Raw genomic sequence first — 13,683 nt, 5'->3', positions numbered from 1 at the left:
GCGATGCACGAAACGTCCGGCGGATCGGCATTTTCCCGAGTGCGGCGAACGCCGCCGCGCGATGCGGCGGCGCACCGTAACGGCGCTGCCCGCGCCGGGCCGGTCGGCGCCTGACTGTCGCTCTCGCGCCATCTTTCCTCGGTTACAATCGCCGGATGCGAATCCTACTCAGCAACGACGACGGCTATCTCGCCCCCGGTCTCGCCGCGCTCAGCGACGCGCTGCAGCCGCTGGCCGACGTCACGGTCATCGCGCCCGAGCAGAATTGCAGCGGCGCATCGAATTCCCTGACGCTGTCGCGGCCGCTGTCGGTGCAGCGCGCAGCCAATACGGGTTTCTTCTACGTGAACGGCACGCCGACCGACTCGGTGCACGTCGCGTTGACCGGGATGGCCGACGCGCGGCCCGACCTCGTCGTCTCGGGGATCAACAACGGCCAGAACATGGGCGAAGACACGCTCTACTCGGGGACGGTCGCGGCCGCGACCGAAGGCATCATGTTCGGCGTGCCGGCCATCGCGTTCTCGCTGGCCGACAAGGGCTGGGCGCATCTGGCGGACGCGGCGCGCGTCGCCGCCGAAATCGTCGCGCACTATCTCGCGCACCCGCTGCCCGGGCAGCCGCTGCTGAACGTCAATATTCCGAACCTGCCGTACGACGCGCTGAAAGGCTGGCAGGTCACGCGCCTCGGCAAGCGCCACCCGTCGCAGCCTGTTATTCGCCAGACCGATCCGCGCGGCGAACCGGTCTACTGGATCGGCGCGGCCGGTGCGGCGCTCGACGCCAGCGAGGGCACCGATTTCCACGCGATTGCAAACGGTTTCGTATCGATCACGCCGCTGCAGCTCGACCTCACGCACACCCAAATGCTGCCCGCGACGCGCGACTGGGCGCGCGCGGCAGGGCGGGCTTCATGAGCGGCGAGCGCGCGAAGCGGTTTCCGCTCGCGCTCGAAGATCTCAAGCGAGCGCCACGCAAATCCGACGGTCGGGCCGGCGAACGCCATGCGGCAATCGCGGCGCCGAAGGCCGCCGACAAGCCAGCCGCCGTGCCGAAGCCGGTCGCGCTGAAGCCCGGTGTCGCGCGCATGCCGCCCGGCACGGCCGCCGCGAAGCCGGCCACCGCGCTGAAGCCGACCGTGCCGAAGCCCGCGATGCCCAAGCCGATCGCCGCGAACGCCGCGCCGGCCGGCGCGTTCGCGCTCACGTCGGAACGCGTGCGCGAGCGCATGGTCGAACGCCTGCGCGCGAACGGCGTGACCGATCCGCGCGTGCTGGACGCGATGGCGGCGGTGCCGCGCCATCTGTTCGTGGACGCGGGCCTCGCGACGCAGGCCTACGAAGATTCCGCGTTGCCGATCGGCCATCAGCAAACCATTTCAAAGCCGTCGGTGGTCGCGCGCATGATCGAGCTCGCGATGGCCGGCCGCACGCTCGAGCGCGTCCTCGAGATCGGCACCGGTTGCGGCTATCAGGCCGCCGTGCTGAGCCACGTGGCGCGCGACGTGTATTCGATTGAACGCATCAAGCCGCTCTACGAGCGCGCCAAGCTGAACCTGCGGCCGCTGCGCGTGCCGAACATCCGTCTGCACTACGGCGACGGGCGGGTCGGGCTGCCATCCGCAGCGCCGTTCGACGCGATCGTGATCGCGGCGGCCGGGCTCGACGTGCCGCAGGCGCTGCTCGAGCAGCTCGCGATCGGCGGCCGGCTCGTCGCGCCGGTCGGCGCGCAGAGCGGGCAGCCCCAGGTGCTCACGCTGATCGAGCGCGTCGCGCACGCGCAGTGGCGGGAGTCGCGGCTTGATCGCGTTTTCTTTGTCCCTTTAAAATCCGGAGTGATTTGAAACCGATGAGTATGTTGCGCGTGATGCAAAACAACCGAACCAGGGAACCGCTCACGTTCGCGCAGCGCGCGATCTGTGTGGCCGCGTTCTCCACGCTGCTGGCCGCCTGTGCGACGCGGCTCGACAACGCGCCCGTCGTCGACCGCTCCGGTTCGCTCGGCACGACCGCCGCCACGCAGCCGGCGGTGCCGCTCGGTCCGCCGCCGCCCGGCTTCTATCGCGTGAAACCCGGCGACACGCTGTACCGGATCGCGCTCGAGAACGGGCAGAACTATCGCGACATCGCCGCGTGGAACAACCTCGCGAACCCGAACCAGATCGAAGTCGACCAGTTGCTGCGCGTCGCCCCGCCGGGCGGCTCAGCGACGGCCGGCGCGCCGGTCGCCGCACCGATCGGCGGCGCGGCCGTGACGACCGCGCCGCTGAGCAGCGGCCCGGCGACGCCGGCAGCCGGTTCGTCGTCGGCGAGCACGCCGCCGTCGGCCCCGGCAGCCAGCGATGGCGCGGCAGCGCCGAGCGGTCCCGTCACGTTTGCGTGGCCGGTGCGCGGCCCGGTGCTGAACGGTTTCGACGACGCGAAGAACAAGGGCGTCAATATCGGCGGCACCGCGGGCGAGGCGGTAAAGGCGGCGGCCGACGGCCGCGTCGTCTACTCGGGCAACGGCCTGCGCGGCTACGGCAACCTCATTATCATCAAGCACGACGCGACTTACCTCACGGCGTATGCACACAATCGCGCTTTGATGGTAAAAGAGGGGGACGCGGTGACGAAGGGGCAGAAGATCGCCGAGATGGGTAACAGCGATGCCGACCGCGTGATGCTGCATTTCGAGGTTCGCCGGCAGGGCAAGCCTGTCGATCCGCTGAAGTATTTGCCGCCTCAATAACCGAGACGACCATGCCGAAATCGAAGCGCCACGAGCCGCAAGCCGAGTCTGAGAAGATCAGTCGTGCCACGCAAGCATCGGTGAAGCGAGCTGGCGCTTCGACGGACGACGAAGAAGACGTCGCGGAAACCGAAACCGGTCTCGACACGCGCGAGGTCGAAGCCGACGGCGACGACGAACGCGAAGGCCGCGCGGAAGCCGCCCCCGACGTCGACGATTTCCGCGCATTGCTGCAGGCCGAACTCACGGCCGACACGATCCAGCACTATCTGAACCGTATCAGCGTCAAGCCGCTGCTGACCGTCGAGGAGGAGCAGCGCTATTCGCGTCTCGCGAAAGCGGGCGAATTCGACGCGCGGCAGGTGATGATCGAGCGCAACCTGCGTCTCGTCGTCAGCATCGCAAAGGGCTATCTGAACCGCGGCGTGCCGCTGCTCGACCTGATCGAGGAGGGCAATCTCGGTCTGATGCACGCGATCGAGAAATTCGACCCGACGCGCGGCTTTCGCTTCTCGACCTACGCGACATGGTGGATTCGCCAGAGCATCGAGCGAGCGATCATGAATCAGGCGCGTACCGTGCGCCTGCCTGTGCACGTGATCCGCGAGCTGAACCAGGTGCTGCGCGCGAAGCGCCACCTCGAAAAGAACTCGATGTCGACGGGCGACGCGGCCGAACGCCGCGAAGCCAGCATCGACGACATCGCCTACCTCACCGGCAAGACCGCCGAGGAAGTCACCGACATTCTCGCGCTGAACGAGCACACCGCGTCGCTCGACGCGCCGCTCGATCTCGATCCCGCGAGCAGCCTGCTCGATCTGCTGCCGGACGACCAGAGCCAGTCGCCCGATGCCGAAGTGCAGCACCGCGAGCTCGAGACGCTCACGCGCGCGTGGCTGTCGCGGCTGTCCGACAAGCACCGGCACGTGATCGAACGCCGCTTCGGGCTGAATCACATCGAACCGGCCACGCTCGAGGAACTGGCCGACGAGATGGGGCTCACGCGCGAGCGCGTGCGGCAGATCCAGCAGGAAGCGCTGGTGCGCCTGAAGCGGTTCTTTGCCTCCAACGGCGTGCGCAAGGACGCCGTTCTGTAATCGATGACTCCGATTCTCGTTTTTGACATCGAGACCATTCCCGATGTCGACGGCATTCGCCGTCTGGAAGACCTGCCCGCGACGCTCGACGATGCGGCGGTGGCCGAGCATGCGTTCGCCGCCCGCCGTGAGAAGACCGGCAGCGATTTCTTGCCGCATCACTTGCAGCGCATCGCGGCGATCTCCTGCGTGTTCCGCGACAACAACGGCTTTCGCGTGCGCTCGCTCGGCACGCCGCAGGACAACGAAGCCGCGCTGGTCCAGTCGTTCTACCGCGTGATCGAGAAATACACGCCGCAACTCGTGTCGTGGAACGGCGGCGGCTTCGATCTGCCGGTGTTGCACTACCGTGCGCTCGTGCACGGCATCCCGGCGACCCGCTATTGGGATCTCGGCGAGGACGACCGAGAGTTCAAGTGGAACAACTACATCTCGCGCTATCACTCGCGGCACACCGATCTGATGGATGTGCTCGCGATGTACCAGGCGCGCGCCAATGCGCCGCTCGACGCGCTGGCGAAGCTGTGCGGCTTTCCGGGCAAACTCGGAATGGACGGCAGCCAGGTGTGGCCGGCATTTCGGGATGGCCGGATCGACGAGATCCGCAACTACTGCGAAACCGACGTCGTCAACACGTATCTGCTGTACTGCCGCTTCCAGCTGATGCGCGGCGGGCTCACGCCGAACGAATACGCGGATGAAATCCTGCTCGTGAAAAACGCGCTCGCACAGGAACCCGCGGCGCACTGGGCCGAATACCTGGCCGGCTTCGACGCCTGAGCACCGGCCGCCGACCGCGCGGCCGCACCGCGTTTGCCCTCAATCGAGTTCGAGCACGACCGGCTGATGATCCGACGCGCGCACGTCGCCGTCGATCTCGCAGCGCGTGATGCGCGGCAGCAGCGTCTCGGTCACGAACACGAAATCGCACGCGAGCGGCCCGTCCGACCATTGCACCGTGTCGTAGACGCCGGCCGTCGGCGGCGGCGTGCGGCCGGGATGGCGCGCGACCCACGCGTCGACGAACGACGGCGCATCGGCGATTGGCTCCAGCATGCGCCGGTACGCGTCGCTGTCGAACGCGCTGTTGAAGTCGCCGCAGACGATCGCGTCGCGCGGCTGCGCCGTCGCGCTGAACGGTCCCGTCGCGTTTTCGGCCGGCGCCGGGTGGTCGGCGTGCGCGCAGGCCTCGCGGTGGCGGGCGCGTAACGCATCGACCTGCGCGAGCCGCTGGCGCGCCGAATAGAACTCGAGGTGCGTCGTCACCACGCGCACGGGGGCCGACGGCGTCAGCAATTCGACCTCGAGCGCGACGCGCGGCATCGACGGCGCACCGGCGTCTGCCGGCCACGGCAGCAATTGCCGCAACACGCGCCCGACCGGCAGGCGCGTCGCGATTGCGTTGCCGAATTGCCGGCGCGGCGCGCCGGGCTCGAGCGCGGGCAGGTCGGCGCCGATCGCATCGACGATCGTATAGCCGGGCAGCAGCGCGGCGAGCTCCGCGAACTGGTCCGGTCCGGGCCCGCCGGGCAGTGCGCCGAAGCCACGCGTGACCTCCTGCAGACACAGCACGTCGAAGTCGCCGAGCCGGCGAGCGGCCGCGACGGTGCGCGGCAGATCGACGACGCCGTCGGCATCGCGTCCCCATTGAATGTTCCAGTCGATCAATCGCATGGTCGAGCTCCGAGTTCGATGGCGGCCGGCAGCGCCCGCGCCGCCCGCGGGCCGGGCCGTGTCCGTTGCGCCGGCGCCCGCGCCCGCGCGACGAAAGCGGGCGACGCGGGCTTTCGTCGTCTACAATCTCGCCTTCTTCAACGTTTTGTCAGGAAAAGCTGGTGTCCGAAGCCGTCCCCACTTCTGCGCGCAAATCGAAAAATGCGCCCGTCCCGCCCGGGCCTGCCCCGGTGCTCGAGATCGAATCGCTCGACATGGAAGCGCGCGGTGTCGGCCGCACGGCGACCGAGGATGGCACGCCCGGCAAGGTGATCTTCGTCGAAGGCGCGCTGCCCGGCGAGCGCGTGACCTATTCGAGCTATCGCCGCAAGCCGAGCTACGAGCAGGCGACCGTCGTCGACATTCTGCGCCCGAGCGTGATGCGCACGAAGCCGAAATGCGAATTTTTCGGCACCTGCGGCGGCTGTTCGATGCAGCACCTCGACATGCGCGCGCAGGTGGCGATCAAGCAGCGCGTGCTCGAGGACAACCTGTGGCATCTGTCGAAGCTGCGCGCCGAGGCGATGTACGCGCCGATCCACGGCCCGTCGTGGGGCTATCGCTACCGCGCGCGCCTGACCGTGCGCAACGTCGCGAAGAAGGGCGGCGTCCTGGTGGGCTTCCACGAAAAGAAGAGCAGCTACGTCGCCGACATGACGAGCTGCGAAGTGCTGCCGCCGCACGTGTCGGCGATGCTGGTGCCGCTGCGCCGGCTGGTCGAGGGCCTGTCGATCCGCGATCGGATGCCGCAGATCGAGCTGGCGGTCGGCTCGCAGGTGACCGCGCTGGTGTTGCGCGTCCTGGAGCCGATCAATGCCGACGACGAAGCGCTGCTGCGCGCGTTCGCGGACGAGCACAACGTGCAGTTCTGGCTGCAGCCGAAGGGCCCCGACACGGTCGCGCCGTTCTATCCGCTCGACGTGGCGCTCGACTACACGCTGCCGGAGTTCGGCATCCGCATGCCGTTCAAGCCGACCGACTTCACGCAGGTCAACCATCAGATCAATCGCGTGCTGGTCGGGCGTGCGCTGCGTCTGCTCGCGCCGTCGCGCGACGATCGCGTGCTCGACCTGTTCTGCGGGATCGGCAACTTCACGCTGCCGCTGGCGCGCCTGGCGCGCGAGGTGATGGGCATCGAGGGCAGCGAAACGCTGACGACGCGCGCGCTCGCGAATGCGCGCGAGAACGGCGTCGACGGCCATACGACGTTCGCGTGCCGGAACCTGTTCGAAGTGACGGGCGACGATCTGCGCGCGCTCGGCGCGTTCGACAAGTTCCTGATCGACCCGCCGCGCGAAGGCGCGCTCGCGGTGTCCAAGGCGCTCGCCGAGATCGCGCAGAGCGGTGAAGGCCCGCTGCCGAAGCGGATCGTCTACGTGTCGTGCAATCCGTCGACGCTTGCGCGCGACGCCGGGCTGCTCGTCCACGAGGCCGGTTATCGGCTCAAGGGCGCCGGCGTGGTGAACATGTTCCCGAATACGTCGCACGTCGAATCGATCGCGCTGTTCGAGCGCGCTTGAGCCGCGGTCGCGGACGAAAAAAAACCGGCCTGCGGGCCGGTTTTTTTATGGGTGAGCCGAACGTCAGTTGCGGTTGCCGCCGAAGATGCCGAGCAGCGCGAGCAGGTTCGTGAACACGTTGTACAGGTCGAGGTAGATCGCGAGCGTGGCCGAGATGTAGTTCGTCTCGCCGCCGTTGACGACGCGCTGGACGTCGAACAGCATGTACGCGGAGAAGATCGCGATCGCGAGGACCGACACGGTCAGCATCAGCGCCGGCAATTGCAGGAAGATGTTCGCGACCGACGCCAGCAGGATCACGATGACGCCCATGAACAGCCATTTGCCGAGCCCGGAGAAGTCGCGCTTGCTGACCGTTGCGACCGTCGCCATCGCGGCGAAGATGATGCCGGTGCCGCCGAACGCCAGCATGATCAGCGACGGGCCGTTCGAAAAGCCGAGGATGAAGCTGAGCAGGCGCGACAGCATCAGCCCCATGAAGAACGTGAAGCCGAGCAGCACGAATACGCCGGCGGCGCTGTTCTTGGTGCGCTCGATCGCGAACATGAAGCCGAACGCGATCGCGAAGAACGCGAGCAGGCTCATCATCGGGCTGGTGGCGGCGAACAGCGAGAAGCCCGTCGCGACGCCGACCCACGCGCCGAGGACGGTCGGGATCATCGACAGCGCGAGCAGCCAGTACGTGTTCCGCAGCACGCGGTTGCGAACCTCCGCGGTGCTGACGGTGCCGCCGCGGCCGAAATTGTACGGATAGTCGTTCATGGTTTCTCCTAACATTGAACGCACGGGCGTTCGGGGCCGGTTCGGCGCGCGCGGTGTGCGGCGCAGCAAACCGGAGCAGCTATGGCTAAGATACGTTCCGCGCCGCTTGGTTTCAATGGCCGGGCAGCGCAAAAACACAGGGATTCCGAACCTTTCGCCGGTGTAAGGGTTCAATCGCAATGATACACGGGATCGTGCTACAATAGCGGATTCATTTGAACCTGTAACTTCTTAATTTTTTGGAGTTTTTATGGCAATCGAGCGCACCCTGTCGATCATCAAGCCGGATGCGGTGGCAAAGAACGTGATCGGCCAGATCTACAGCCGTTTCGAAGGCGCCGGCCTGAAGATCGTCGCATCGCGCATGGCGCACCTGTCGCGTGCCGACGCAGAGAAGTTCTACGCAGTTCACGCAGCACGTCCGTTCTTCAAGGACCTCGTCGACTTCATGATCTCGGGCCCGGTGATGATCCAGGTTCTGGAAGGCGAAGGCGCGATCCTGAAGAACCGCGACCTGATGGGCGCGACGGATCCGAAGAAGGCGGAAAAGGGCACGATCCGCGCCGACTTCGCCGACAGCATCGACGCGAACGCCGTGCACGGCTCGGACGCTGCTGAAACGGCAGCGGTCGAAATCGCGTTCTTCTTCCCGGAAATGAACGTCTACTCGCGTTAAGCGCTGGCTGGCAACGGTCAGGCAGGATTCGGCGCACGCGGCAAGGCAGCACATCATGACGAGCGAAACTTCCGTCAATCTTCTCGACTTCGATGCCGAGGGTCTTGTCGCGTACTGCGGCAGCCTCGGCGAGAAGCCGTTCCGCGCCAAGCAGTTGCAGCGCTGGATCCATCAGTACAACGCCGGCGATTTCGACGGCATGACCGACCTCGCGAAGTCCCTGAGAGAAAAGCTCAAGGGCCGCGCGACGATCGGCATGCCCGAGATCGCCAGCGATCACGTTTCCGCCGACGGCACGCGCAAGTGGCTGATCGACGTCGGGAACGGCAACGCGGTCGAAACCGTGTTCATCCCGGAAGAGACGCGCGGCACGCTGTGCGTGTCGTCGCAGGCCGGGTGTGCGGTCAATTGCCGCTTCTGCTCGACGGGCAAGCAGGGCTTCTCGCGCAACCTGTCGACGGCCGAAATCATCGGCCAGCTGCGGATGGCCGAATTTGCGCTGCGTGCGTCGCTGGGCCGCGCGCCCGGACCGAACGGCAAGGCGGAACGGGTCGTCACGAACGTCGTGATGATGGGCATGGGCGAACCGCTGTTGAACTACAACGCGGTCGTGCCCGCGATGCGGCTGATGCTCGACGACAACGCCTATGGGCTGTCGCGCCGCCGCGTCACGCTGTCGACGTCCGGCGTGGTGCCGATGATGGACCGCCTCGGCGCCGAATTGCCGGTCGCGCTCGCCGTGTCGCTGCACGCGCCGAACGATGCGCTGCGCGACGAACTGGTGCCGCTCAACAAGAAGCATCCGCTGCGCGAACTGATGGCGGCGTGCCAGCGCTATCTGAAAGTCGCGCCGCGCGATTTCATCACTTTCGAATACTGCATGCTCGACGGTGTCAACGACACCGAAGCGCATGCGCGCGAATTGCTGGCCGTCACGCGTGACGTGCCGTGCAAATTCAATCTGATCCCGTTCAATCCGTTCCCGGAATCGGGCCTCATCCGCTCGAAGCCGGAGCAGATCAAGCGTTTTGCGCAGGTTCTGATCGACGCGGGTGTCGTCACGACCGTGCGCAAGACGCGCGGCGACGACATCGACGCCGCGTGCGGGCAGCTGGCCGGCGCCGTGAAGGATCGCACGCGCCTCGCCGAACGGACGGGCACAGCAGCAAAGATCATCGAAGTTCGGGCGGTTTGACGGGGCCGCGCAAATGCGGATGCCCGAACTTTTTGGCGGTACAACACGCGAATAGCGATCGGTCGCGGCGCCTTGGCGCCGCGCATGGTATGGACGGTAGCGGGTGCCGGCCGGCAGGGGCCGGCGGCGCCCCAGTGAAGAAGAATCGACGCGAGGACAAGGATGAGTGAGCCGCAGCCGACAAACGGCGCAGAGACGAATGCCGCGAAGCCGGCACCGGCGGGGCTGGAAACGCTGGCGGCCGTGGGCAGCCGGCTGGCGCAGCTACGGGAGGCGAAGGGCTGGACGGTCGACGACGTGTCGGCGCGGCTCAAGGTCGCTCCGCAGAAGCTGCGCGCGCTCGAGGCGGGCGACATCAGTCATCTGCCCGGCGTGACGTTCGCGCTCGGGGTCGTGCGCAGCTACGCGAAGATGCTCGGCGTCGATCCGGAGCCGTTCGCGCAGGCGCTGCGCCGCGAGCGCGGCGTGCCGGAAGTCGACCTGTCGATGCCCGCGTCGAGCGGCACGGATCTGCCGCGTGGCCGCGTGTCGATCCCGCTCGGCAGCTCGTCCGGTCATCATCCGTGGCTGTGGGGCACCGCGATCGTCGTCGTGGCGGTGATCGCCGTGCTCATGTGGCACACTGGCGGCGATTCGGCGAGTTGGCTCGCCCGCTTCAAGGGCGCCGCCGCCGAGCATGCGCCGGCGGCGAGTGCAGTGGCGGCATCGGCCGCATCGGCCGCGGAAGAGCCCGCGGCGGGCAGTGCGTCGACGGCAGCAGGCAACGAGGTTGTGGCTGCTTCGGCCGTAGTCGCGCAGGCGTCGGCGTCGGCGCCGGTCGCGGCGTCCGTGGCTGCCCCGGCGGCTGCGGCCCCAGCATCGCCCGCATCGCAGCCGGCCGCCGCGAGCGCGGCAAGCACGGCAAATGCGGCCGAGCCAGCGAGCGTCGCGGTTGCCGCGGGCCAGTCGGTGGTCGAGCTGAAGGTCAAGCAGGACTGCTGGTTCAGCGTGCGCGACAAGAACGGCAAGGAGCTGTTCTCGGCGCTGGTGCGGGCCGGCGAGACGAAGCAGGTCGCAGGCGACGGCCCGTTCAAGGTCACGATCGGCAACAAGGCCGGTCTCGATGCGGTCGCGTTCGACGGAAAACCCGTCGATCCGGCAAAATATTCGGCAGCGCGGGGTAACGTGGCGCGGTTCACGTTGCCCTGACGCCAAGCGCCGTGACGAAGGCCCGTGCTGCACGGGCCGCGAGGGCACGGCGCTTTTTCAATTCATGCGCCGTCGCGGCGCATTCCGCGTAAATGGATCTATCGATGCAATCCGAAGCTCAATCCCCACGCAGCAGTCAGATTTGTTCAACCGAGCCGGTGTTCGGCGGCCACCAGCCGCGTCGCGTGTCGCATGCGGTGGATGTTCGTTGGGGCGGGCAGCTCGTGACGATCGGCGGCAATGCGCCGGTGCGCGTGCAGTCGATGACGAATACCGACACGGCCGATGCGATCGGCACCGCCATCCAGATCAAGGATCTCGCGAACGCCGGTTCCGAACTGGTGCGCATCACGGTGAACACGCCTGAGGCGGCCGCCGCGGTGCCGGCCATCCGCGAGCAGCTCGACCGCATGGGCGTGACGGTGCCGCTCGTCGGCGACTTCCACTACAACGGCCATCTGCTGCTGCGCGACTATCCGGGCTGCGCGGAGGCGCTGTCGAAGTACCGGATCAACCCGGGCAACGTCGGCCAGGGCGCGAAGCGCGACACGCAGTTCGCGCAGATGATCGAAGCCGCGGCGAAGTACGACAAGCCGGTGCGCATCGGCGTGAACTGGGGCAGCCTCGATCAGGACCTGCTCGCGCGGATGATGGACGAGAACGCCGCGCGTTCGCAGCCGTGGGACGCGCAGAGCGTGATGTACGAGGCGCTGATCCAGTCGGCGATCGGCTCGGCCGAGCGCGCCGTCGAGCTAGGCCTCGGCCGCGACCGCATCGTGCTGTCGTGCAAGGTCAGCGGCGTGCAGGACCTGATCGCCGTCTACCGCGAACTCGGCCGCCGTTGCGGCTTCGCGCTGCACTTGGGCCTGACCGAGGCCGGCATGGGCTCGAAGGGCATCGTCGCGTCGACTGCGGCGCTGGGCGTGCTGCTGCAGGAAGGCATCGGCGACACGATCCGCATCTCGCTGACGCCGGAGCCGGGCGCACCGCGCACGGGCGAGGTGATCGTCGGCCAGGAAATCCTGCAGACGATGGGCCTGCGCTCGTTCGCGCCGATGGTGATCGCCTGCCCGGGTTGTGGCCGCACGACGAGCACGCTGTTCCAGGAGCTCGCGATGCAGATCCAGACCTACCTGCGCGAGCAGATGCCGGTGTGGCGCAAGGAGTATCCGGGGGTCGAGAAGATGAACGTCGCGGTGATGGGCTGCATCGTCAACGGCCCGGGCGAGTCGAAGCACGCGAACATCGGCATCAGCCTGCCGGGCTCGGGCGAGAACCCGGCCGCACCCGTCTTCATCGACGGCGAGAAGGTCAAGACGCTGCGCGGCGAGCGGATCGCCGAGGAATTCCAGCAGATCGTCAGCGACTACGTCGCACGCAATTACGGCCGCAGCGCGGCCTGAACCATTCGTCCATACACACGAACGATGACTGAACAGAAACGCAAGATCGAGAAGCTCGCGGGCGTCAAGGGCATGAACGACATCCTTCCGCAGGATGCCGGCCTGTGGGAGTTCTTCGAAGCTACCGTGAAATCGCTGCTGCGCGCGTACGGCTATCAGAACATCCGCACGCCGATCGTCGAACACACGCAGCTGTTCACGCGCGGCATCGGCGAAGTCACGGACATCGTCGAGAAGGAGATGTACAGCTTCACCGACGCGCTCAACGGCGAAAACCTGACGATGCGCCCGGAGAACACCGCGGCCGTCGTGCGCGCGGCGATCGAGCACAACATGCTGTACGACGGCCCGAAGCGCCTGTGGTACATCGGCCCGATGTTCCGTCACGAGCGTCCGCAGCGCGGCCGCTATCGCCAGTTCCACCAGGTCGGCGTCGAGGCGCTCGGCTTCGCGGGCCCGGACGCGGACGCCGAGATCATCATGATGTGCCAGCGCCTGTGGGACGACCTCGGGTTGACGGGCATCAAACTCGAGATCAATTCGCTCGGCCTGGCCGAAGAGCGCGCCGCGCACCGCGTCGAGCTGATCAAGTACCTCGAGCAGCACGTCGACGTGCTGGACGAGGATGCGAAGCGCCGTCTGTACACGAACCCGCTGCGCGTGCTCGACACGAAGAATCCGGCGCTGCAGGAAATCGCCCAGAACGCGCCGAAGCTGATCGACTTCCTCGGCGACGAATCGCGCGCGCATTTCGAGGGGCTGCAGCGCCTGCTGCTCGCGAACAACATTCCGTTCAAGATCAATCCGCGGCTGGTGCGCGGCCTCGACTACTACAATCTGACCGTGTTCGAATGGGTGACCGACAAGCTCGGCGCGCAGGGCACGGTCGCGGCCGGCGGCCGCTACGATCCGCTGATCGAGCAGCTGGGCGGCAAGCCGACCGCCGCATGCGGCTGGGCGATGGGCATCGAGCGCATTCTGGAGCTGCTGAAGGAAGAAGACCTCGCGCCCGAGCAGGAAGGCGTCGACGTGTACGTCGTGCACCAGGGCGAGGCGGCGCGCGAACAGGCGTTCATCGCGGCCGAGCGTCTGCGCGACACGGGCCTCGACGTGATCTTCCACTGCAGCGCCGACGGCGCGCCGGCGAGCTTCAAGTCGCAGATGAAGCGGGCCGACGCGAGCGGCGCCGCGTTCGCGGTGATCTTCGGCGAAGAAGAGGTGGCGAACGGCACGGCGGGCGTGAAAGCGCTGCGCGGCGGCGGCCAGGAAGGGGAAAAGAACGTTCAGCAGACCGTACCGGTCGAAGGCTTGACCGAATTCCTAATCAATGCGATGGTTGCATCCGCCGAAGACGGCGACGACTGATCGCGCTGGCATTCGCTCGACAAGAAAAGCCCGA

The 13,683-nt window shown here is 67.1% G+C and carries 13 protein-coding genes; 11 read left to right on the top strand and 2 right to left on the bottom strand.

All coding sequences use genetic code 11. The features are described from left to right. The first annotated feature begins 155 nt into the window (after positions 1–155). From surE to MYA_RS07795, 5 genes are read left to right on the top strand one after another with little or no spacing between them, the layout of a single operon-like run. Positions 156–917 (top strand): 5'/3'-nucleotidase SurE, encoded by a 762-nt coding sequence (surE, locus tag MYA_RS07815; protein WP_011884978.1) that lies wholly within the window; start codon positions 156–158, stop codon positions 915–917. Next, positions 914–1,843, top strand: coding sequence for a protein-L-isoaspartate(D-aspartate) O-methyltransferase (locus MYA_RS07810; RefSeq protein ID WP_011884977.1), 930 nt, complete (start codon positions 914–916; stop codon positions 1,841–1,843). Before surE ends, MYA_RS07810 begins: the two co-directional genes overlap by 4 nt. A gap of 5 nt (positions 1,844–1,848) precedes the next feature. After that, positions 1,849–2,730, top strand: a complete 882-nt coding sequence (locus MYA_RS07805; RefSeq protein ID WP_011884976.1) for a peptidoglycan DD-metalloendopeptidase family protein — start codon at positions 1,849–1,851, stop codon at positions 2,728–2,730. An 11-nt stretch (positions 2,731–2,741) separates the two neighbouring features. Then, positions 2,742–3,827: an RNA polymerase sigma factor RpoS gene (gene rpoS / locus MYA_RS07800; protein ID WP_014723105.1), complete on the top strand. Its 1,086-nt coding sequence runs from the start codon at positions 2,742–2,744 to the stop codon at positions 3,825–3,827. 3 nt (positions 3,828–3,830) lie between these two features. Beyond that, entirely contained in the window at positions 3,831–4,607 is a 777-nt protein-coding gene (locus MYA_RS07795) for a 3'-5' exonuclease (RefSeq protein ID WP_011884974.1), read from the top strand. A gap of 39 nt (positions 4,608–4,646) precedes the next feature. On the opposite strand, the gene MYA_RS07790 is transcribed toward MYA_RS07795, so the two are convergent. After that, positions 4,647–5,501 carry an endonuclease/exonuclease/phosphatase family protein gene (locus MYA_RS07790; protein ID WP_014723104.1) on the bottom strand — a complete coding sequence of 285 codons (855 nt, stop codon included), beginning with the start codon at positions 5,499–5,501 and terminating at the stop codon, positions 4,647–4,649. A 254-nt stretch (positions 5,502–5,755) separates the two neighbouring features. Here MYA_RS07790 and rlmD point away from each other — a divergent pair, with 254 nt between their 5' ends. Then, positions 5,756–7,060, top strand: coding sequence for a 23S rRNA (uracil(1939)-C(5))-methyltransferase RlmD (gene rlmD, locus MYA_RS07785; protein ID WP_034195427.1), 1,305 nt, complete (start codon positions 5,756–5,758; stop codon positions 7,058–7,060). A gap of 63 nt (positions 7,061–7,123) precedes the next feature. On the opposite strand, the gene MYA_RS07780 is transcribed toward rlmD, so the two are convergent. Continuing rightward, positions 7,124–7,822 (bottom strand): Bax inhibitor-1/YccA family protein, encoded by a 699-nt coding sequence (locus tag MYA_RS07780; protein WP_011884971.1) that lies wholly within the window; start codon positions 7,820–7,822, stop codon positions 7,124–7,126. Positions 7,823–8,072: 250 nt separating this feature from the next. On the opposite strand from MYA_RS07780, the gene ndk reads away from it, so the two are divergent. The 5 genes from ndk (at position 8,073) to hisS (ending at position 13,649) form a co-directional block, all read left to right on the top strand. Further along, on the top strand, positions 8,073–8,498 hold the full coding sequence (gene ndk, locus MYA_RS07775) for a nucleoside-diphosphate kinase (protein ID WP_006478674.1): 426 nt from the start codon (positions 8,073–8,075) through the stop codon (positions 8,496–8,498). Between the two features lie 55 nt (positions 8,499–8,553). Then, positions 8,554–9,693, top strand: a complete 1,140-nt coding sequence (gene rlmN, locus MYA_RS07770) for a 23S rRNA (adenine(2503)-C(2))-methyltransferase RlmN (protein WP_011884970.1) — start codon at positions 8,554–8,556, stop codon at positions 9,691–9,693. A gap of 162 nt (positions 9,694–9,855) precedes the next feature. Then, positions 9,856–10,881 (top strand): helix-turn-helix domain-containing protein, encoded by a 1,026-nt coding sequence (locus MYA_RS07765; protein ID WP_014723102.1) that lies wholly within the window; start codon positions 9,856–9,858, stop codon positions 10,879–10,881. A gap of 104 nt (positions 10,882–10,985) precedes the next feature. After that, entirely contained in the window at positions 10,986–12,284 is a 1,299-nt protein-coding gene (gene ispG, locus MYA_RS07760; RefSeq protein ID WP_034195407.1) for a flavodoxin-dependent (E)-4-hydroxy-3-methylbut-2-enyl-diphosphate synthase, read from the top strand. A gap of 24 nt (positions 12,285–12,308) precedes the next feature. Next, complete coding sequence (gene hisS / locus MYA_RS07755; RefSeq protein ID WP_014723100.1) at positions 12,309–13,649, top strand: histidine--tRNA ligase; 1,341 nt, start codon at positions 12,309–12,311, stop codon at positions 13,647–13,649. Positions 13,650–13,683 lie beyond the last annotated feature (34 nt).

Origin of the sequence: Burkholderia sp. KJ006 (genome assembly GCF_000262695.1) — a bacterium.
GTDB classification, from domain to species: domain Bacteria; phylum Pseudomonadota; class Gammaproteobacteria; order Burkholderiales; family Burkholderiaceae; genus Burkholderia; species Burkholderia vietnamiensis.
This window is presented reverse-complemented; position numbering and strand designations above follow the sequence as displayed.

Bases quoted from the DNA above. Each gene is read 5' to 3' on its own strand.
- surE (WP_011884978.1), top strand. From the start codon at position 156: ATGCGAATCCTACTCAGCAACGACGACGGCTATCTCGCCCCCGGTCTC.
- MYA_RS07810 (WP_011884977.1), top strand. From the start codon at position 914: ATGAGCGGCGAGCGCGCGAAGCGGTTTCCGCTCGCGCTCGAAGATCTC.
- MYA_RS07805 (WP_011884976.1), top strand. From the start codon at position 1,849: ATGAGTATGTTGCGCGTGATGCAAAACAACCGAACCAGGGAACCGCTC.
- rpoS (WP_014723105.1), top strand. From the start codon at position 2,742: ATGCCGAAATCGAAGCGCCACGAGCCGCAAGCCGAGTCTGAGAAGATC.
- MYA_RS07795 (WP_011884974.1), top strand. From the start codon at position 3,831: ATGACTCCGATTCTCGTTTTTGACATCGAGACCATTCCCGATGTCGAC.
- MYA_RS07790 (WP_014723104.1), bottom strand. From the start codon at position 5,501: ATGCGATTGATCGACTGGAACATTCAATGGGGACGCGATGCCGACGGC.
- rlmD (WP_034195427.1), top strand. From the start codon at position 5,756: ATGGAAGCGCGCGGTGTCGGCCGCACGGCGACCGAGGATGGCACGCCC.
- MYA_RS07780 (WP_011884971.1), bottom strand. From the start codon at position 7,822: ATGAACGACTATCCGTACAATTTCGGCCGCGGCGGCACCGTCAGCACC.
- ndk (WP_006478674.1), top strand. From the start codon at position 8,073: ATGGCAATCGAGCGCACCCTGTCGATCATCAAGCCGGATGCGGTGGCA.
- rlmN (WP_011884970.1), top strand. From the start codon at position 8,554: ATGACGAGCGAAACTTCCGTCAATCTTCTCGACTTCGATGCCGAGGGT.
- MYA_RS07765 (WP_014723102.1), top strand. From the start codon at position 9,856: ATGAGTGAGCCGCAGCCGACAAACGGCGCAGAGACGAATGCCGCGAAG.
- ispG (WP_034195407.1), top strand. From the start codon at position 10,986: ATGCAATCCGAAGCTCAATCCCCACGCAGCAGTCAGATTTGTTCAACC.
- hisS (WP_014723100.1), top strand. From the start codon at position 12,309: ATGACTGAACAGAAACGCAAGATCGAGAAGCTCGCGGGCGTCAAGGGC.